This window comes from Sheuella amnicola, assembly GCF_010499255.1.
GTDB lineage: Bacteria > Pseudomonadota > Gammaproteobacteria > Burkholderiales > Burkholderiaceae_B > Zwartia > Zwartia amnicola.
The window spans coordinates 258,549-276,724 of record NZ_JAAGRN010000005.1; the positions used below are offsets into that span (position 1 = coordinate 258,549).

The 18,176-nt window shown below is 47.5% G+C and carries 16 protein-coding genes; 7 read left to right on the forward strand and 9 right to left on the reverse strand.

The window, feature by feature from the left end; translation table 11 throughout:
• The first annotated feature begins 10 nt into the window (after window positions 1-10).
• The gene (gene rfbB, locus G3I67_RS09410) at window positions 11-1,078 is read left to right on the forward strand and encodes a dTDP-glucose 4,6-dehydratase (RefSeq protein WP_163654608.1); all 1,068 of its coding nucleotides are present in this window, start codon (window positions 11-13) and stop codon (window positions 1,076-1,078) included.
• A 2-nt stretch (window positions 1,079-1,080) separates the two neighbouring features.
• Here the strand turns inward: rfbB and G3I67_RS09415 are convergent, their stop codons facing one another.
• Window positions 1,081-2,406 (reverse strand): lipopolysaccharide biosynthesis protein, encoded by a 1,326-nt coding sequence (locus G3I67_RS09415; protein WP_163654610.1) that lies wholly within the window; start codon window positions 2,404-2,406, stop codon window positions 1,081-1,083.
• Between the two features lie 116 nt (window positions 2,407-2,522).
• On the opposite strand from G3I67_RS09415, the gene G3I67_RS09420 reads away from it, so the two are divergent.
• Window positions 2,523-3,740, forward strand: coding sequence for a glycosyltransferase family 1 protein (locus tag G3I67_RS09420; RefSeq protein WP_163654612.1), 1,218 nt, complete (start codon window positions 2,523-2,525; stop codon window positions 3,738-3,740).
• A 41-nt stretch (window positions 3,741-3,781) separates the two neighbouring features.
• Window positions 3,782-5,065 (forward strand): NRAMP family divalent metal transporter, encoded by a 1,284-nt coding sequence (locus tag G3I67_RS09425; protein ID WP_163654614.1) that lies wholly within the window; start codon window positions 3,782-3,784, stop codon window positions 5,063-5,065.
• Between the two features lie 7 nt (window positions 5,066-5,072).
• Here the strand turns inward: G3I67_RS09425 and G3I67_RS09430 are convergent, their stop codons facing one another.
• From G3I67_RS09430 to G3I67_RS09440, 3 genes are read right to left on the reverse strand one after another with little or no spacing between them, the layout of a single operon-like run.
• Complete coding sequence (locus tag G3I67_RS09430) at window positions 5,073-5,513, reverse strand: nucleoside deaminase (protein WP_163654616.1); 441 nt, start codon at window positions 5,511-5,513, stop codon at window positions 5,073-5,075.
• 15 nt (window positions 5,514-5,528) lie between these two features.
• Window positions 5,529-6,533, reverse strand: a complete 1,005-nt coding sequence (locus G3I67_RS09435) for a Bug family tripartite tricarboxylate transporter substrate binding protein (RefSeq protein WP_163654618.1) — start codon at window positions 6,531-6,533, stop codon at window positions 5,529-5,531.
• A gap of 59 nt (window positions 6,534-6,592) precedes the next feature.
• The gene (locus G3I67_RS09440) at window positions 6,593-7,375 is read right to left on the reverse strand and encodes a glutaredoxin domain-containing protein (protein ID WP_163654620.1); all 783 of its coding nucleotides are present in this window, start codon (window positions 7,373-7,375) and stop codon (window positions 6,593-6,595) included.
• 166 nt (window positions 7,376-7,541) lie between these two features.
• Between G3I67_RS09440 and G3I67_RS09445 the strand changes: the two genes are divergently transcribed.
• Both G3I67_RS09445 and wecB read left to right on the forward strand, forming a co-directional pair.
• Window positions 7,542-8,438: a LysR family transcriptional regulator gene (locus G3I67_RS09445; RefSeq protein WP_163654622.1), complete on the forward strand. Its 897-nt coding sequence runs from the start codon at window positions 7,542-7,544 to the stop codon at window positions 8,436-8,438.
• A 32-nt stretch (window positions 8,439-8,470) separates the two neighbouring features.
• The gene (wecB, locus tag G3I67_RS09450; RefSeq protein WP_163654625.1) at window positions 8,471-9,598 is read left to right on the forward strand and encodes a non-hydrolyzing UDP-N-acetylglucosamine 2-epimerase; all 1,128 of its coding nucleotides are present in this window, start codon (window positions 8,471-8,473) and stop codon (window positions 9,596-9,598) included.
• A 308-nt stretch (window positions 9,599-9,906) separates the two neighbouring features.
• Here wecB and G3I67_RS09455 read toward each other — a convergent pair whose 3' ends face one another.
• The gene (locus tag G3I67_RS09455; protein WP_163654627.1) at window positions 9,907-10,860 is read right to left on the reverse strand and encodes an IS30 family transposase; all 954 of its coding nucleotides are present in this window, start codon (window positions 10,858-10,860) and stop codon (window positions 9,907-9,909) included.
• A 151-nt stretch (window positions 10,861-11,011) separates the two neighbouring features.
• On the opposite strand from G3I67_RS09455, the gene G3I67_RS09460 reads away from it, so the two are divergent.
• Together G3I67_RS09460 and G3I67_RS09465 are read left to right on the forward strand one after the other, a co-directional pair.
• Window positions 11,012-13,078, forward strand: a complete 2,067-nt coding sequence (locus G3I67_RS09460) for an acyltransferase family protein (protein ID WP_163654629.1) — start codon at window positions 11,012-11,014, stop codon at window positions 13,076-13,078.
• Window positions 13,079-13,100: 22 nt separating this feature from the next.
• Window positions 13,101-14,270 (forward strand): acyltransferase family protein, encoded by a 1,170-nt coding sequence (locus tag G3I67_RS09465; protein ID WP_163654631.1) that lies wholly within the window; start codon window positions 13,101-13,103, stop codon window positions 14,268-14,270.
• 19 nt (window positions 14,271-14,289) lie between these two features.
• On the opposite strand, the gene G3I67_RS09470 is transcribed toward G3I67_RS09465, so the two are convergent.
• Genes G3I67_RS09470 through G3I67_RS09480 form a run of 4 tightly spaced genes read right to left on the reverse strand, consistent with a single transcriptional unit; the run spans window position 14,290 to window position 18,165 of the window.
• Window positions 14,290-15,726: a glycosyltransferase family 39 protein gene (locus G3I67_RS09470; protein WP_163654633.1), complete on the reverse strand. Its 1,437-nt coding sequence runs from the start codon at window positions 15,724-15,726 to the stop codon at window positions 14,290-14,292.
• A 32-nt stretch (window positions 15,727-15,758) separates the two neighbouring features.
• On the reverse strand, window positions 15,759-17,594 hold the full coding sequence (locus G3I67_RS09475; RefSeq protein WP_163654635.1) for a carbamoyltransferase family protein: 1,836 nt from the start codon (window positions 17,592-17,594) through the stop codon (window positions 15,759-15,761).
• A 3-nt stretch (window positions 17,595-17,597) separates the two neighbouring features.
• The gene (locus G3I67_RS15090; protein ID WP_311197078.1) at window positions 17,598-17,747 is read right to left on the reverse strand and encodes a DUF5989 family protein; all 150 of its coding nucleotides are present in this window, start codon (window positions 17,745-17,747) and stop codon (window positions 17,598-17,600) included.
• Between the two features lie 10 nt (window positions 17,748-17,757).
• Complete coding sequence (locus tag G3I67_RS09480) at window positions 17,758-18,165, reverse strand: SxtJ family membrane protein (RefSeq protein WP_163654637.1); 408 nt, start codon at window positions 18,163-18,165, stop codon at window positions 17,758-17,760.
• Window positions 18,166-18,176 lie beyond the last annotated feature (11 nt).

An 18,176-nucleotide genomic window follows, 5' to 3' on the forward strand; every position in this document is an offset into this window, starting at 1 on the left:
GATACGCAACATGATTCTCGTCACAGGATGCGCAGGTTTTATCGGCAGTAACTTCATCCACACTTGGCTGGCAAGTCAAGATGAACCTGTCGTCAATCTGGACAAGCTGACTTATGCCGGTAACCTGGAGAATTTGTCATCCCTTTCCGGCGACCCCCGCCACATCTTCGTTCAAGGCGATATTGGCGACAAAGATCTTGTATCCGGCCTGCTAGCCAAATACAAACCACGCTCCGTATTGAACTTTGCGGCTGAATCGCATGTGGATCGCTCGATCCTTGGCCCGGGTGAATTCATTCAAACCAATGTGGTTGGTACCTTTAACCTTCTCGAAGCCGTGCGAGCTTATTGGAATGAACTTCCTGCTGAAGGCGATAGCCTGACCAAATCAAACTTCCGCTTTCTGCATGTATCTACGGATGAAGTCTATGGCACGCTAGCACCCAATGATCCGCCCTTTGCGGAAACAAATCCTTACGAGCCCAATAGCCCTTATGCGGCAAGCAAAGCCTCATCAGATCACTTGGTACGTGCGTGGCACCACACATACGGGTTACCGGTTCTGACGACCAATTGCAGCAATAACTACGGCCCCTACCACTTCCCCGAAAAGCTGATCCCGCTGGTCATACTCAATGCATTAGATGGCAAACCCTTGCCTATTTATGGGGATGGGCAACAGGTTCGCGACTGGCTGTTTGTCCAAGACCATTGCCGCGCCATCATGCGCGTACTCGAAGCAGGTCGCGTGGGCGAGACCTACAACATCGGTGGCTGGAACGAAATGGCCAACATCGATGTGGTCAAAACAATCTGCAGCCGACTGGATGTTTTACGTCCCCGAACCGATGGACGCAAATACGCAGAACAAATCACTTTTGTGAAAGATCGCCCCGGCCATGATCGCCGCTACGCCATTGATGCACGCAAAATCGAAAAAGAACTTGGCTGGAAACCACAAGAGACCTTCGAATCCGGCATTCAAAAAACCGTTCAATGGTATCTGGATAACCCCGAGTGGGTTAAGGGAGTCACCAGCGGCGAATACCGTAAATGGCTCGGTAGGCAATATGGTTAAATTTATTGCTCCGCACAAAACTCATCTTTGAACGTCGCCCAAGTCCACACCGTAGCGGGCAGCACATAAATCAGCTGCACAAATAAAATCACGCCAATCACGCCGGGTGCAGCGTAGCGGTCTGCCGCCCATACCGCGAGAGGCACGATAACCGTGGCGCCCATCAACATGATGCGCATCAATGGCTCTTTCTGAAACGCCCTGAGCTGTGCGCCGAAAGTGCCTGTCAAATGATTCACAAAAGATATCGCCAGCAGTCCGACAAAGGGCCAAAACGGCAATAAACGCTGACCGAAACGTGTTGGCCAAAGTATGTGGTGGGCAAGAGAAAGCACCAATGCACAAGTAATAAAGAATGCGCAAGACCAAAGCAAATCATTTTTAAACAAACGATTCAACGCGAGCCAATTCTTCTCGCTAACCGCCTGAGCCATCTTGCCGACATGCCTGCTCGTCCATGAATTGGACAACACCGCCACCATATTGGCAATCGCAAACGAAATCCCCATCTGCCCCGCCACGACCGAACCGCTTAAATAAAACAAAATCGGCGTATAAATCTGCGTCAACATGTAGCTGGTGAACCAACCCACACCAAAACGCCACTGCAACGGCCAGACTTCTTTTGCCCAGCTGAGCGAGCTTTTGGTTGCGTGTCTGGCAACTTCTTTGGTGACGTCTCGCACTACACTAATTAAAACGGCAAATCTGACACGCAACCAAAGCCCCGTCACAATGGCACTCACCAAAGGAACCATGATCACAGCCCATAACCCCGCGCCCTGCCAAAGCAAAATCCAGCAGGCAACGGATCCCAATACACCTTGTGTCAGTTTAAGTACGGCAACCTCGGCAATGTTGCCCGCGCCTTCCAGCATTGAAAGAAAAGGCGTCAACATCATCACCACGCTGGTCACCAAAACCAGAGCGATCCACTGCCATAACCACTGATCGCGTGCTATCGGATCGACCTTGTTTCCCGACCAAAAGAACAAAACACCAGCCGGAATCATGATCAGAAAAAAGGTAGCAGCCAACCACCCATATTTACGCGCGGCCTGATACAGCAACGACTTGAACTGATCATTCGCAGGTAGTCCTCTGAACGATTGTTGCTCATCATCCGAATGATTCAACGATGATGAAACCGATACCAGCACCTGCGCCAACCCGAGATCGAAGAGCGAGTACAACATGACCATACCCATAAACGCGTAGTACCACCCCTGCAGTTGAGGCGTCAAGCAAAGCATCACCATGACTGTCGTTAACAGCCCTGACAAAGCTACCCATGATCGCTGGGCAAGTAAAGCGAATAGACTGCTCATACAATTTACGGATGAATCGGTGCTGAAATATACAGCGGTTGATCACGAAACTTAAGAAATGATGCGAATTAATTTGTTTTTTCGATTGCCAAATTGACTATATTTATCAAAAGCTTATGACTTTCGGTGTACGACTCTATCCACGCAAAAAACCACCGCACCTGCTGTTAGCCGTTTCATCGCATGGTTTTGGTCATTTATCGCAAGCAGCCCCAGTGGTTAATCAATTACGCAAACTGATTCCGGACCTGCGACTGACAGTCCGTGCCGCATTTCCTGAGTCGCAGATCAAAAAACGAATCTTCAATCCGGATGTCCTGCAACCGGTCGCCGACGATTTCGGCATGATCATGCGAGATGCGCTGACGATCGACCTGAGCGCCAGCCTGAAAGCTTATGAAACATTTCATGCATCAATGCCGGACAATATCAATCGCCTGGCACAGGATCTAATGAATCAGCAAGTCGATCTCGTTTTATCCGACATCCCCTACCTGACACTGGCTGCGGCGCAAAAGGCCGGTATCCCCTCGGTTGCACTGTGCTGCCTAAACTGGGCGGATATTCTTGAGTTCGCACTGACCCAGTTTCAACCCGATGACAACGGCATCCAAACCAACCAGGATTTCACTATCGAATCAGGTCTACGCATCGTCGATGCAATTCGCTCGATATACCGCAAGGCAGATCATTTTTTGCTGCCTGCTCCAAGTATGCCCATGACAACACTTGGCAATACTATTGAAATTGGTCCGATATGCGATCCCGGAATGAATCAACGAGTAACGCTAGCATCGCGAATCAACAATCAAATTCAACAAAATGATGAAAGTTGGCTGGTTTTAGTCGGCATGGGCGGCATGCCGTTCGAGCTGAACCCGAAAAACTGGCCCACTCACCTATCAGGTAAAACCATTCATTACATCGTTGCCAATCAAATTGCAGAGCAGTGTGCACGAGACCCGGCGCGACACCTCGGGCAATCACCATCTCTCTTCGCAGAAACCCAAACAGGGCTGAGCTACTCCGACCTGGTCGCATCCGTCGATCTCATCATCACCAAGCCAGGCTACGGCATGTTCGCCGAGGCCGCCGCCGCAGGCATGCCCGTCCTGTATGTCGAGCGCCTAAACTGGCCCGAGACCGAGGCGCTGACCGGATGGCTCAAATCGGTCGCGCATTGCTCAGAAATCTCTACTGAAACGCTACAACGTGGTGATTTCGGGCGACAGATGCAACATCTTTTGCAGCTTGGCCGATACACACCCGTACCGCCTTCTGGCAATCTGCAGGCAGCAACCCTTCTTGCCGGATATCTTCGAGTCACAAAATAACAGCTACACTTGGCGCAGATCGCTGTCAGACACCAAGGCCTATGCGCAACATCTCGACACTCTGGTCCCGTACGGTCAGCCGTATCAAACAACACCCTATCTCGCGCGTGGGGCCTGGATTGATCACGGGTGTCGCTGATGACGATCCAAGCGGCATCGTCACGTATTCTCAAGCCGGTGCACAATTTGGTCTGAACATGTTGTGGACCATGCCTCTGGCTTATCCGCTGATGTCGGCAATTCAATCCATCTGCGCACGCATCGGACGCGTCACGGGCCAAGGTCTTGCCGCCAACATCAAGCAAAGTTTCCACCCGGCGGTTTTATTCGGTGTCGTATTGTTATTGCTTGTGGCAAATACTTTGAACATCGCCGCAGATGTCGCCGCGATGGGCGAAGTTGCAGAACTTGTCACCGGCATCAATCGTTATGCGATGACAACCGTATTTGTATGCGGTTCAGTCCTGATGCAGATATTCATCCCTTATCACCGCTATGTTTTCTTTCTGAAGTGGTTGACGCTTTCATTGCTTGCGTATGCAGCCGTGCTTTTCACTGTGCAAGTGCCATGGGGTGAAGTGTTCGCTCGAACACTTTGGCCCAATCTAACCTTCGACGCCAGCGCCGCGGCTGTGGTGGTCGGGTTATTTGGCACCACCATCAGTCCTTATCTGTTTTTCTGGCAAGCCTCTGAAGAAGTTGAAGATATGCAAAATACAGATGCGACCGCGTTAATCCATGACGGCATGGTCGCCACCGAAGAGCTTCGTCGCATTTCCTGGGACACCTGGAGTGGGATGTTTTATTCAAACATCACGTCTTACTTCATCATCTTGGCTACCGCTGTCACCCTGCACAGCGCCGGCGTCACGGACATTCAAACCGCAGCTGACGCCGCTAACGCTCTTAGACCCATCGCAGGCGATTTTGCCTTCATGCTGTTCGCAATCGGCATTCTCGGTGTCGGACTGATCGGCGTGCCGGTGCTAGCCGGATCGGCCGCCTATGCATTAGCCGAAACGATGGGATGGGAGTGGGGCCTTGAGCGCGAATTTACGCAAGCCAAAGGATTCTATGGCGTCATCGCAATCAGCGTGATGTTGGCGCTCGTAATCCAGTTTTCGCCGATAAGTCCAATGAAAGCACTGTTCTGGAGTGCCGTCATCAACGGTATCGTCGCCGTCCCACTGATGGTTGTGATCCTGCTTTTGGTATCTAAAGAATCGGTGATGGGTAAATATGTCGCCCCGAGGTATTTGCGCGTACTGGGATGGATCGCAACGGGCGTGATGGCGTGCGCGGCAGGGTGGATGTTTGTACCGTAAGTCTTATTTACACTTCCCCAATATCCTCATTCCACAGCGTCGGCTTTTCACGAATAAATTCCTGCATCATCGCGATGCATGTTTCATCTTGCAATACGTCTAGCTTCACTCCCCGATCCCGAAGCAAAGCCTCTTCACCCATGAATGTCTTGTTTTCGCCGATGACAACCCTGGGGATACCGTACAACAAGATCGCACCCGAACACATGCTGCACGGCGAGAGGGTCGTATACAGAACGGACTCTTTATAGACTTGCGCAGGCAAACGCCCCGCATGCTCAAGCGCATCCATTTCACCATGCAAAACAGCGCTGCCTTTCTGAATCCGACGATTGTGGCCCCGACCGATGATTTTGCCTTGATGTACCAAAACAGAGCCGATCGGGATGCCGCCTTCGCGCAAACCCGCTTGAGCCTCATCGATAGCCGCCTGCATAAATGGATCCAAGTCGATCACCAATCCTTACTCAATCTTCACTCCCGCATCCTTCACCACCTGTCCCCACCTTTCATAATCTGCCTTCAACTGCTTGGCGAACTCTTCAGGCGGATTAGCCACCGGTTCAAACGATGCCTTCATATACTTTTCCCGGACCTCGGGTATCTTCATCACTTCAGCGATCTCACGCTGAAGCTTATCAACAATCGGCTTAGGCGTCTTGGCTGGAGCCAGCAACCCGTACCAGGATGACACATCAAAATCCTTCACGCCTGCCTCGGTAAACGTCTGCACATCCGGCAAGCTTTGAGCACGATGCGAGCCAGAAACCGCAATCGGCACTAATCTACCTTGGGTAATATGTGGCATCACCGTAGGCACTACCGTCAAAATCATGGGGATCTGCCCTGCCGCCACGTCCGTCACAGCCTGACCACCACCTTTGTAGGGAATATGCTGCAATTTCATCCCAGTTCGCATCGCCAACAACTCACCTGCCAGATGCGTACTTGACCCCTGCCCCGTTGAACCAAACTCCATTGGATTTGGCAGGGATTTAGCGTAGACAACAAGCTCCTGAAAATTCTTCGCAGGCACCTGCTTGTTCACTGCCATCACGATGGCGGCATCATTTAGCTTGGTAATCGGCGTAAAGTCGGTCAGCGTATTAAAAGGCGCCTTCAACAAGTGTGGTGCCACCGCAATCGTGCCGTCAAAGGCCATCAACAAGGTGTATCCATCAGGCGCAGCCGTCGCCACGATCTGGGCACCGATAAAACCAGACGCACCCGGACGATTATCCACAATGATTGGTTGCTTTAGACGTTCGGCGAGTTTATCGCTCATGTAACGCACTACAGCGTCACCGCCGCCACCAGGGGCGTAGGGCACCACGATTCTGATTGGCTTATTGGGATAATCCGTCTGCGCATGGGCCGAACCCACGCTCAGCGCTGAGGCAACCATACCGGCCAGTGCCAACGATTTTATTATGGAGGTCCTTAGTGCTTCTGACCATGTCACCTTCATGATTGTCTCCTCAACCGCTGCCGGCCTTTGCCGATCGTTTTACAACCCGGATTCTGTCTTTATCGATCCCACACTTCATCAGGTACCGGAAGTCCCGCCAAATCATCCATCGTCAATATTCCGTCCGGCTCAATGCCATAGGTCTGCAACATCAGGATCAACTGCCGGGTATGCTGGGCCGAATGCCAGGCTGTGCGCTCCAGCACGTCATGCATGGTGCGCTTGCCATAATAAGTCGGTACCAAGTACTGCAGAGTCTTGTCCTTTTCGCCGGCCCACCAGGCCAAGAACAGTTCGCGAATCCTCAGGCCCCAATCGGCAATATCCTTGCCCGCCCAATTATCCGGCGGTACGTCATTAAAGCCTTCGAATTCCAACGGGATCTGGTTGGCCGCTTGCATGCCCATTTCCACCACGCGAAATACATGAAAAGCCAAGCCGGCGGGTGTACGCTTGCGATCGCGAAACTCTTCGCGCAGGCTGTTCTCAGAAAACTGCTTCACGTAGCGCGCAGCGGCCTTTGTCACCACGTCGATTCGCGCCACTAGTCCCTCGGGTGGCAAGGGATCCATCAGCTTGGTCTTCAGATCCAGAAACTTCACCACATCGTTAAACGACTGGCAATACGTGAACTTTCCGCCCAACGCAACGATCGGCACGCTACGCGCACCCAGCGCCAGCAATTCCTCCATCCCGGCCGGATCGTTGTGGACGTCAATGGACTCGAACTCGATACCTTGCTTGGCCAGAAACTCTTTTGTTCTTAGACAAGAAGAACAGCCAGGCTGCCAAAACACTTTGATTCGTGCTGACTGGCCCGGCTCAATACGATCATGCTGCATTTGATCATCCTTTTATTGTTTTTCGACGTGAGCGACCTGCGTGGGTCTCTCTATCGTGCTCAATTATCTTTGCAAAATTTGTCCCGTCTGCAAATCATTCATTGATTAAGGCGCCATCGTAAAATACGATGACAGAAGATAAAGCTTCATTATCCATTAGGTAAATATGTCCCGACTCGATCCGACATCGTTAAAACTGTTCATCAGCGTCGTAGAGGAAAAAACCATCGGCGCCGCTGCCGCACGTGAACATATCGCAGCCGCTGCCGTCAGCAAACGCCTGAGCGATATCGAGCAAGCCTTGGGTACGCCTCTGTTAAGACGCACCAATCGTGGCGTTGAACCTACGGATGCCGGCCTGGCCCTGCTTGCCCTGGCACGCAACGCCCTACACGAACTGGATCAAATACCTGCACAAATGCAAAGCTACTCGTCCGGTACCCGTGGTCTTGTCAGGGTGTGTGCCAGCATGTCGTCCATCACACAGTTTTTACCAGGTGATATTCAAACCTTTTTAACCACGCATGAAGGGGTGCAGGTCAATCTGGATGAAAAAATCAGTAGCCTCGTGATCCAAAGCGTGCAGGAAAACGCCGCCGACATCGGTATCTACACCAACGTCCAAGATACAAAAGGGCTGGAAATTTATCCCTACCGTACCGATCACCTGGTTTTGATTATGCCAAAAGGACACCCATTGGGTACACGCAAAGCCTGGGCCTTTAACGACACGCTGCAACACGATTACGTGGGATGGCAAACCGGCAGCGCCATCAATCAACAACTTACCAACGCCGCTGCCGCCGCAAGGCAAGACTGGAGGTTAAAAATCCGCGTCAGCAGCTTTGACGCTCTATGCATGATGGTCTCGTCAGGGCTTGGTGTAGGCGTTCTACCTGAGGCAGTCGCACGTCGCAACGCCAACAACCTCAACATCGAAATCAGGCAACTCACCGACCCTTGGGCTACACGAGAATTCAAGATTTGCGTGCGATCCATCAGCGCACTGACTACTGCGGCGAAGATGATGGTTGATCACTTAACGCAAATCGGCTCAAGGTAAAATCAACGTCAGACTGACCACTTATATCCCCAATGAAAATCCTGATCGTTTTTGGTACACGGCCTGAAGCCATCAAAATGGCACCGCTTGTCCACGCATTCAAAGCCAACCCCAGGTTTGAGACCATCGTCTGCGTCACCGCCCAACATCGGCAAATGCTCGATCAGGTTTTGAATATTTTTGATATTCGGCCAGACATTGATTTGAACCTCATGAAAGCAGGTCAGGACTTGTACGATGTGACGAGTTTGGTTTTGCTCGGGATGCGCGATGTGCTCAAAACACATCAACCCGATGCCGTCCTCGTGCATGGCGACACCACCACAGCCTACGCTACTGCCATGGCTGCGTTTTATGCCGGCATACCTGTGGGACACATTGAGGCTGGGCTGCGCACGCACGATATCCGGTCACCGTTTCCAGAAGAATTCAATCGCCAAGTCGTCACTAAAGTTTCACACTGGCACTTTGCACCGACTGAATCCAGTAAACAGAATTTGCTTGATGAAGGTGTTGCGGCCAACACCATTACCGTCACTGGCAATACCGTGATTGATGCTTTGTTCTGGGTGCTAAAACGAATCGACTCTGAGCCAGTCAGACGAAACCAAATTACAAGTTTTTTGAATGATCGACTACCTTTTGTATGGCAAAGTCAGAAGTTTGTCTTGATTACTGGGCATCGTCGTGAGAATTTTGGTGCGGGATTTTTAGAAATTTGTGAGGCGATTAAACAACTGGCGATCAAATATCCCAAGGTGCATTTTGTTTACCCAGTGCATCTGAATCCGAATGTGCAAAAACCTGTGTTCGAATTGATCGACGGGATTTCAAATATTCATCTGATTGATCCGCTTGAATATGAGCCCTTCGTTTATCTGCTTAAGCACGCCTATCTTGTGTTGACTGATAGTGGCGGTATTCAGGAAGAAGCGCCAAGCCTTGGCAAGCCTGTGCTTGTTATGCGCGGTGTCACCGAACGCCCCGAAGCTGTTCAGGCTGGGACGGTTCGGTTGGTTGGGGCGGATACGGATAAGATCACTAGGAACGTATCGGAACTGCTTGATAATGAACAGAGTTATTTGATGATGTCGAAGGCACACAATCCTTATGGGGATGGCATCTCGTCGGAGAGGATTGTGGGGGTGTTTGGTGAGTAATGATTTGCCCTGAATGCGGCGGCTAGTTCATCTGGGGCGATACGGTACTCTCGTATATCCCGAACAATCGAATCAATTTCGATCTGACGTCTCTTGTTTTTTAGAAATAATGCTTGTTTTTTAAGTTTTTCTATCTCTTTACTAAGTTTTGCCTGCTTTGCCTTGTAATTCTCAAACGTCATGGATTTTTACCCTTTGAATCATTTCATCCTAGTGGAAAGAAGACGAAAGATTACGCCGGGTAAGAACCTATATAAACCTAAGTAGGATGTTTTAATCGCATATGATTATTTTGATCATTGGCGGTTTCAAGTACGAAGTGCAACACGGTCTAAGGACTGGTGAAACACTTGGTACGGAGTTTTAAAACCTAATCGTTTTCGTGGTCGATGATTAATACGATCTTGAATCATTTTAAGTTCATCCGAGGTCACGGTCGATAAGGGTCGTTTTTTAGGTATGTACTGGCGCAGTAAACCATTAAAGTTTTCATTCGTACCTCGTTGCCAACTGGCAAACGGATCTGCAAAGTAAGCCGTCGAGTTCAACGCCTCATCCACAACAGCATGATCAGCAAACTCTTTCCCGTTGTCGTAAGTCAATGTCTTGACGCAATGCGCCAGAGGTGCGAGACCCCTGATGATTGCTTGACTGACCATGCCAGACGTTTTGCGAGTGACATGGGCCAGAACGGCAAACCCACTTTTACGTTCAACCAGCGTCACGATAGCTTGCTTATGACCTGCGCCTATAACCGTATCTCCCTCCCAGTGACCGACCTGACTGCGGGTTTCAACCGAGGCAGGACGTTGGGCAATGGGGCGCCTGCCAATGATTTGGCCACGACGGCTTTTGCCACTGGCATAGCGCTTACGCCGTTTCTTCTGGCAACGAAGGTGTTTCCAAAGAGAACCGCCTTGAGCCTTGTCAGCATAAACATGCCGGTAAATCGTTTCGTGGCTGACAGGCAAGAAAGCTGCAATCTGCTCAGGGCTCCATTGGAGCTTAAGGTGCTCAGCGACCTGGTCTCTCGTCGTTTGATCAATTTGAAAGGCATTACGGCTCGATTGAGCGCGTTCCTGACAAAGCAGATCAGCTTGTCGGGGTCGATAACCCCGCAAACCAGAGTTACGCAAAACCTCCCGACTGATCGTCGACTTATGTCGACCCAGCATCTGAGCAATCGCTTGGAGGTTCTTTCCTGCTTTCATAAGCACGTAAATCTGATAACGTTCAGTTTGGCTGAGATGTTTATAGCTCATAAGGTAACTTTGACTTGCCGGTCTAGGAGCCTGAGATGCTAGAACATTCTCAGCCACCCACCTAATTAATCAAAGTTGCACTTCGTACTTGAAACCGCCATTTTTAATGTGCGGCAAATTCAGAATAATTTAAAAACTTAATTAGTTCTAAATGAAGACATCTCCACTCACTTCATCTTTGACTACTGAAAACCAACATAACAATCATAAATATCGTTCGGATATTGATGGTCTGCGTGCCATAGCAGTTCTTAGTGTTGTGGCGTTTCATGCCTTTCCTGAAAAAATCAAAGGAGGCTTCATTGGCGTTGATATCTTTTTTGTCATTTCCGGCTTTTTGATAACGAGCATCATTTTTCAAAGTCTGCAAGACGATAAATTTAGTTTTCTTGATTTTTACGCACGCCGCATTCGCAGAATATTTCCTGCTCTTATTCTTGTTCTAACGTTTTGTTATGCCGTTGGTTGGTTTGTCTTATTGCAAGACGAGTTCCAACAATTAGGTAAGCACATCGCCTCTGGGGCACTATTCATTTCGAACCTCACCCTTTGGAATGAAGTTGGCTATTTTGATCATGCCGCTGATACCAAGGTGCTTTTGCATTTGTGGAGCCTGGGCATCGAAGAACAATTCTATTTAGTTTGGCCGTTTCTCGCATATTTTGCATATAAGCGAAAATTTAATCTTTTAACAATTACGGTTTTAGTTTGTCTCATCTCATTCGTGAGCAATATTGCATTTTCAAGCACAAATAAAACACTCGACTTCTTTTCGCCTCAAACAAGATTTTGGGAGTTATTTGCAGGCTCAATTCTGGCATGGCTTGCGATATATCGTCCCTCCTCAAGTCAAAAATTTAAATACCATTTGAATGATTGGCTAAACAAAATCATCTTTAACGAAAAGGCCCAAAATTGCGAAAACACACTTAGCAACGTTTGTTCAATCATCGGAGCAGTTCTAATCATTACGGGAATTTTATGCATTAATAAAAATCTGATCTTCCCCGGATGGTGGGCGACACTACCTGTTCTAGGAGCTACTCTGATTATTATTGCAAGCCCTTTAGGATTCATAAACAAATCCATTCTATCCAACCCTGTTCTAGTATGGTTCGGCCTGATTAGCTACCCCCTGTATCTGTGGCATTGGCCATTATTATCATTTGGTCGAATTATCTTTAGTGATGCTCCTCCGCCTCTAGTCCGAGGAGCTTTAATTATTATTTCGTTCCTTTTGGCCTGGTTGACCTTTCAACTAATTGAAAAACCAATCAGATTTGGTACAAATAAAAATATCAAGGCATTCATCCTTGTAGGATTATTAGCACTCATCGGATACGTTGGCCTCAATACAGACTTACGGCAAGGACTACCTTTTAGAACTGTCGTTCTTGATCAAAAAGTTAATAGCGATTTATTGCAATGGGACAGTTTCAAATCATCAGGATGCACCAAGGAATTGGGAGTTGAATCAAATTTTTGCATCAAATTCGGTAATGAATCTAATATAAAAGTTGCAGTCATCGGCGACAGTACCGGAAACTCTATCGCACCAGGACTCGCCGATGCGCTTGCCCCCAAGGGTATCGGACTGATCAATATTGGGGGATGGACCTGCCCCCCCATTCGTGGGCTTGTTGAAACAGCTCACTGGGGAAGAATAAACAAGTGCCCTGAAATCATCAATAAGACCTATCAGTATCTGGCCTTACACAAAAATATCGAAACAGTTATTTTCGCTATCTTCGCTTCTGATTTGAAATATTGGGATATCCCTGGCACCTCCTTCAATGCAACGATTGAGGAAAAATTTACGGCGATCAAGCCATTTATTACCCAATCGATTAAAGAGCTACAAAGCCTCGGAAAGAAGGTCATTGTTACTTACGATGCCCCTTACTCAAACATCTCTGCTCGCGACTGCATCCCTAGGCCTGGACTAAACAAAACATCGCATGCTTGCAATATTCCAATTCAAGAGCTGCCCGATCGGGAACCAAATATTCATCTTTTTGACGTGCTGTTTAAAAACATAAAGGATATTTGTATTTTCAGTCAATCCCCAGTATTGCTGAATAATGGACATTTGAACTTTATCGATCAGACTGGACAGCTATTGTTGAGAGACACACATCACTTAAGTTATCGAGGTTCGCAAAAAATTGCAGAAAATTTAATATCATCCGATTGCCTTCCAAACTTTAAGACTAATTAGCTCTATTTCTAAAATCTAATAAATGGAAAAAAGAAGTGCAATTCCAATCTTGGACTTAACTGAGTCGAGTCACCTGAATTCTCTGGATGGATTTCGTGCATGCCTCGCATTATGGGTATATTTTGGACACCTTGCTGATGCATCCGGGTTTCAAACCCGCCTTTTATCTTTGCATCCCTTAGCTGTCGATCTTTTTATGGTGCTATCAGGCTTTTTAATGGTGCACACATGGAAACAAGATTTACAACAGACCAAGTTTTTAAGCCAATCGACTCTGAATTTCTATCTCATGAGATTTTTTAGAATCGCGCCCCTATATTATTTATTGTTGCTCATTTGTTATGCGTTTGGCCCCTCTCTGGCCATGATGCACGATTTTATTCTCAAGACATTGCCTCCACCTTGGGCACAGAACATTGAAAATTTTGATCCTCGGACCGATTGGAGCTTTATTAGTTTTCGCTGGATTTACTTTCATATCAGCTTTCTCTTTGGTCTGGTTCCAGGCATGGAAAACAGCACTCCCTTGCCGGACTGGAGTCTTTCTCTGGAGATGCAGTTTTATTTCGTGTTTCCTTTGTTACTGGTCTTATGGCGAAAAATTCCGACACTCCTGATTGCCATAGGATTGGCCGTATTAGCGTTTTGGGCACCTAAACTTTGGGGCAATTATTTGGATGCAGGCATACTCAGCCACTTTGGACAGCCTAGTTTTCTGCCATATCGACTGAACGCATTTTTCGCTGGAATGCTAGTCGCGCTTTGGTTACGTCAACGCAATACAGCACAGCCAATCAAGCGCTTGTCCAACATCCTTTTCCCATTAGCAGCTTGCATTTGCATCTTGCCGCTTTCAAAACCGGTCATTTTGGGATATTTATTTTTTGTAGCGATCTCATTTGAAAAGATGCCGCTTGTTTCACCTTTGTTGAGCTTGAAGCCTCTCCGTTTTTTAGGTGACATTTCTTATTCAATCTACTTATGTCATATCCTGATCGTCTATCCGATCGTGTATGTCTTGACACAAACCGCTGACTTTCTTCAACGATCTCCTATTGAGCGTTTTTCTATCAGCCTTTTTCTGACATTACCTCTGGTTATCTTGAGTTCTTATATTCTTTACCGCTTTGTCGAGCTGCCATCGATTCGCTTTGGAAAGAAAATATCTCGAGGTCCTCGTCAATCACCTTAATATCAATTCATCACCAAAATTACCTATAAATTTTGGTTTCATTGATTGTCTTCCATTCTTTCACTTGTCGCTTCGTCAGCTGATCAATGCTGCGCGAAGGCGGAACGACATAATACGTTCTACCAACTTCCTCATGCTCGCCATAACTGTAACTTGGCGCATTGAAGTACCAAAGATAGAAAAATAGAGTGAAGTTTTCTGGATCTGTCGCAACCATTCCATCCCCGGACTTCATCGTTGTTACGAGCGCTTTGGCAACCTCAGCAGAATCACCAAAAATTCCCGTATCGTTATATTTTGATATTGAGTCATTGAGCACGAGCCTGAAAGGGATTGTTAACGCACTTAAACACAGCACTACAGCAATCACATTCGCGACCTGCTTTGAATAGCTTTCCAAAATATCCGTGACGCCTTTATCGGTAAGGACTGCAAAGATAGGAATGAAATAGATCCATGTTCTTTCAAAGGGGATGCTGTGCTGTGCAAAAAACACGATGCCACCACCTAGCACGAGAGCACACAGCAGTGAAATTAGCCAATTCCCCTTTTCTTTTTTGCTTGCATAAAAACCGCGTAATACAGCGACGATACAAATCAGCAGAAAAAATAACGGCACATCACGAATAAAATGAAAAAGAGTATCCTCAAAATGCCAACGGATACCTTTTAGAAATACACCATATACCTGCGGTATGACCCAATCATTTGCAATGATTGCCTTCAGTCCAGACAGATAAACCACTGGCGCATAGATCAGAGTAGTGAGAAAGGCAATCTTTAATCCGCAGAGTAGATTAGATTGAATTAAATCAATCCGTCTGACATCTGCAGAGCGAAATCCTACGTAAGCAATCCAAAGCAAAAGTCCAAACAATGGAAATACCATGGTTGGTATAGCAAAAATTCCTAACGCAGATAGAATAGCAACGGCGGTGCCGGCGCCTTTGCTTGGACTTCGTGAATATAACGATCCCAAAATGACCAATGCAAGAAATACGCATACCAACAATGAATAACCGCGGGCATTTGTAGAAAACAAAATCATGTAGGGATTGGTCGCAACAACTGCGGCGGCAAACAAACCTCTGCCGCCAAAGTGGCGCGTCACACAAAAGACCAATACGATTGAAACCACACCAAACATGAATGCAGGCACTCGAATTGCCCACGGATCAGCACCGAATATCGAGGTCGATAGCTTGACGAAGATCGAGTGCAATACATGATTATTGGGGGTGGCATACGTTAGAACGCTCTTCCAGCCATCTTTGACCGAAGCCATGAACGTCCACGACTCATCCACACGCATGGGTTGATCCATAAAGTAGAGGCGAATAAATGCGCCTACCAAAACGATGGCAATTAACCAATTACGATCGCTTTGACTCTTGAAACAATCTTTAAAAAAAGGAAATAACTCAAGTTTCAAAAATTGAGTCATATTCTTATTCATACTGACTGCTTATCAAGAGCCGCATTGGGCCATCAATCCAGTTCGTATGCGTTTTTATAATCTTTGATCAGAGCTGGATTCTGATCTTCTTTACGCATAATCGAATTTCCAACGGCAAGGAATTCTATTTCCGTTCCCATTAAGCAATTAAAGGCGTCCTCTGGTGTGCAAACGATCGGTTCGCCACGTACATTGAAAGAGGTATTGACTAAGACAGGGCATCCAGTCAAAGACTTAAACCTTGAGATCAATTGATAATAGCGAGGATTGGTTTTCTCATGAACGGTCTGAACACGTGCGGAGTAATCAACATGTGTAATTGCCGGAATTTCAGACCGTGGCACGTTTAGCTTATCGATACCAAACAGTTTTTCCTGCTCCGCTGTCATTGGAAGCTGCTTATTCTTAGCCACTTCCGTTACAAGCAGCATATAGGGACTGTCTGTTTCAATATCAAACCACTCCGTGACGTCTTCACGCAATACGCTGGGAGCAAAGGGTCGAAATGACTCGCGATATTTAACTTTCAGATTCAATTGTTTTTGTAATGTTGGCGAACGGGGATCGGCAATAATCGATCGACCACCCAACGCGCGTGGTCCAAACTCCATGCGCCCCTGATGCCACCCCACCGCCTTGCCATCGGCCAGAGCCTGTGCGGTTTGTTCAATCAGTTCGTCGTCTGATACCGTGGTAAATACTGCACCTGCGGCACGCAAACGTGAATCAATATCACTTTGCTTATAACTTGGTCCCAGATAGGAGCCTTGCATTGCATCGGTTGGTTCGACAACACGCGGCTGATTCAACATCAGATGACACGCAGCCAAGGCGGCACCGACTGCACCGCCGGCATCACCCGCTGCCGGCTGAATCCAGATATTGTCAAAGATCTTTTCTTTGAGCAGCTTACCGTTCGCAACGCAGTTCAGTGCAACGCCACCTGCCAAGCATAAATTTCTTTGTCCGTTCGACTGACGAATACCTCGCGCCAGCTTGATCACAATCTCTTCAGTGACCGCTTGAACCGATGCCGCCAAATCCATCTCTTTCTGAGTCAAGGGGCTTTCGGCTTTTCTAGGTGGACCACCAAAAAGCTGATCAAACCGCTCGTTGGTCATTGTTAAACCAGTGCAATAGTTGAAGTAGCGCATATCCAGGTGGAATGTGCCATCTTCTTTAATATCGATCAGGTGTGTTTTAATTAAATCTGCATAGCGTGGCACACCATAAGGCGCCAAACCCATCACCTTGTACTCACCCGAATTCACTTTAAACCCGGTGTAATAAGTAATCGCTGAATAGAGCAAACCCAAGGAATGCGGAAAGTGTATTTCTTTTTGAACAGTGAGCTGATTTCCTTGGCCTATTGCCAAAGAAGTCGTCGTCCATTCGCCCACGCCATCCATAGTCAGGACGGCCGCCTCTTCAAAAGGCGACGGAAAAAATGCCGAGGCCGCATGACTCAAATGATGCTCTGAAAACAGCAACCTTTCAGCCCAGTTCACCTGGTCTCCAAACTGTTCTTTCAGCGCATCACTGATCATTCGCTTTTGAAATAGCTTGTCTTTCAACCAAACCGGCAAAGATGCGACAAAACTTTTAAACCCTCTTGGTGCAAACGCCAAATATGTTTCAAGCAATCGCTCAAATTTCAGGAAAGGCTTATCGTAAAAAACGACATAATCAATATTCTCAGGTTTGAGTCCTGCCTCAGCCAAACAATATTTCACTGCCTGTGCTGGAAATTCCGAATCATGTTTTTTGCGCGTAAAGCGTTCTTCTTGCGCAGCGGCAATGATTTTTCCATCGACAACCAGACAAGCTGCTGAGTCGTGATAGTAAGCAGAAAAACCTAAAATATTCATCTGTTAAAACAATGTGTAAATGAAAGGCGCAACAATCGAGCCTTGAGCAAAAATCAGCATAGCTCCTAAGATGACCATCAAAATAATGATCGGAGCTAACCACAATTTTTTGCGCGAACGCAGAAATGACCAGAGTTCTTTTAAGAATGACACGGTAGATCGCTCAAAATTGATTTTTAAAAGTTTCAGCAGGTGAGTGTTCGTTTGTTCGATCGATCCAGTACGAAGTGACCGGTTTACGTTTGAGTCGCAACTCGTCTCTTCCGAATAAGCGAGTCACTAAAGCGACAGGAGTCAGGATCAGAAAAAAAATCGCACCTAGAACGATTGGACTCACGATTCGACCCATTAACTGCCCAAGTTCAAACCATAGCCGGTTAAATGGCGCCAGCAGTTTGGGCGCGCTCAAGGTGATTAACGCGATAAAACCTGACAGACTGGCCAGGCTAAAGACCGCCGTTTGGCCCCATCCTTTTAGATGTGCATAAATTCCCACCACAGCAAAGACTGCAGTAAAGAGCAAACCAAAGCGTCTTTCTGATGGCAGTTGTTGGGGTTGGTTTTGACTCATGTGTTTAAGTT

Bases quoted from the DNA above. Each gene is read 5' to 3' on its own strand.
- rfbB (WP_163654608.1), top strand. From the start codon at position 11: ATGATTCTCGTCACAGGATGCGCAGGTTTTATCGGCAGTAACTTCATC.
- G3I67_RS09415 (WP_163654610.1), bottom strand. From the start codon at position 2,406: ATGAGCAGTCTATTCGCTTTACTTGCCCAGCGATCATGGGTAGCTTTG.
- G3I67_RS09420 (WP_163654612.1), top strand. From the start codon at position 2,523: ATGACTTTCGGTGTACGACTCTATCCACGCAAAAAACCACCGCACCTG.
- G3I67_RS09425 (WP_163654614.1), top strand. From the start codon at position 3,782: ATGCGCAACATCTCGACACTCTGGTCCCGTACGGTCAGCCGTATCAAA.
- G3I67_RS09435 (WP_163654618.1), bottom strand. From the start codon at position 6,533: ATGAAGGTGACATGGTCAGAAGCACTAAGGACCTCCATAATAAAATCG.
- G3I67_RS09440 (WP_163654620.1), bottom strand. From the start codon at position 7,375: ATGCAGCATGATCGTATTGAGCCGGGCCAGTCAGCACGAATCAAAGTG.
- G3I67_RS09445 (WP_163654622.1), top strand. From the start codon at position 7,542: ATGTCCCGACTCGATCCGACATCGTTAAAACTGTTCATCAGCGTCGTA.
- wecB (WP_163654625.1), top strand. From the start codon at position 8,471: ATGAAAATCCTGATCGTTTTTGGTACACGGCCTGAAGCCATCAAAATG.
- G3I67_RS09455 (WP_163654627.1), bottom strand. From the start codon at position 10,860: ATGAGCTATAAACATCTCAGCCAAACTGAACGTTATCAGATTTACGTG.
- G3I67_RS09460 (WP_163654629.1), top strand. From the start codon at position 11,012: ATGAAGACATCTCCACTCACTTCATCTTTGACTACTGAAAACCAACAT.
- G3I67_RS09465 (WP_163654631.1), top strand. From the start codon at position 13,101: ATGGAAAAAAGAAGTGCAATTCCAATCTTGGACTTAACTGAGTCGAGT.
- G3I67_RS09470 (WP_163654633.1), bottom strand. From the start codon at position 15,726: ATGAATAAGAATATGACTCAATTTTTGAAACTTGAGTTATTTCCTTTT.
- G3I67_RS09475 (WP_163654635.1), bottom strand. From the start codon at position 17,594: ATGAATATTTTAGGTTTTTCTGCTTACTATCACGACTCAGCAGCTTGT.
- G3I67_RS09480 (WP_163654637.1), bottom strand. From the start codon at position 18,165: ATGAGTCAAAACCAACCCCAACAACTGCCATCAGAAAGACGCTTTGGT.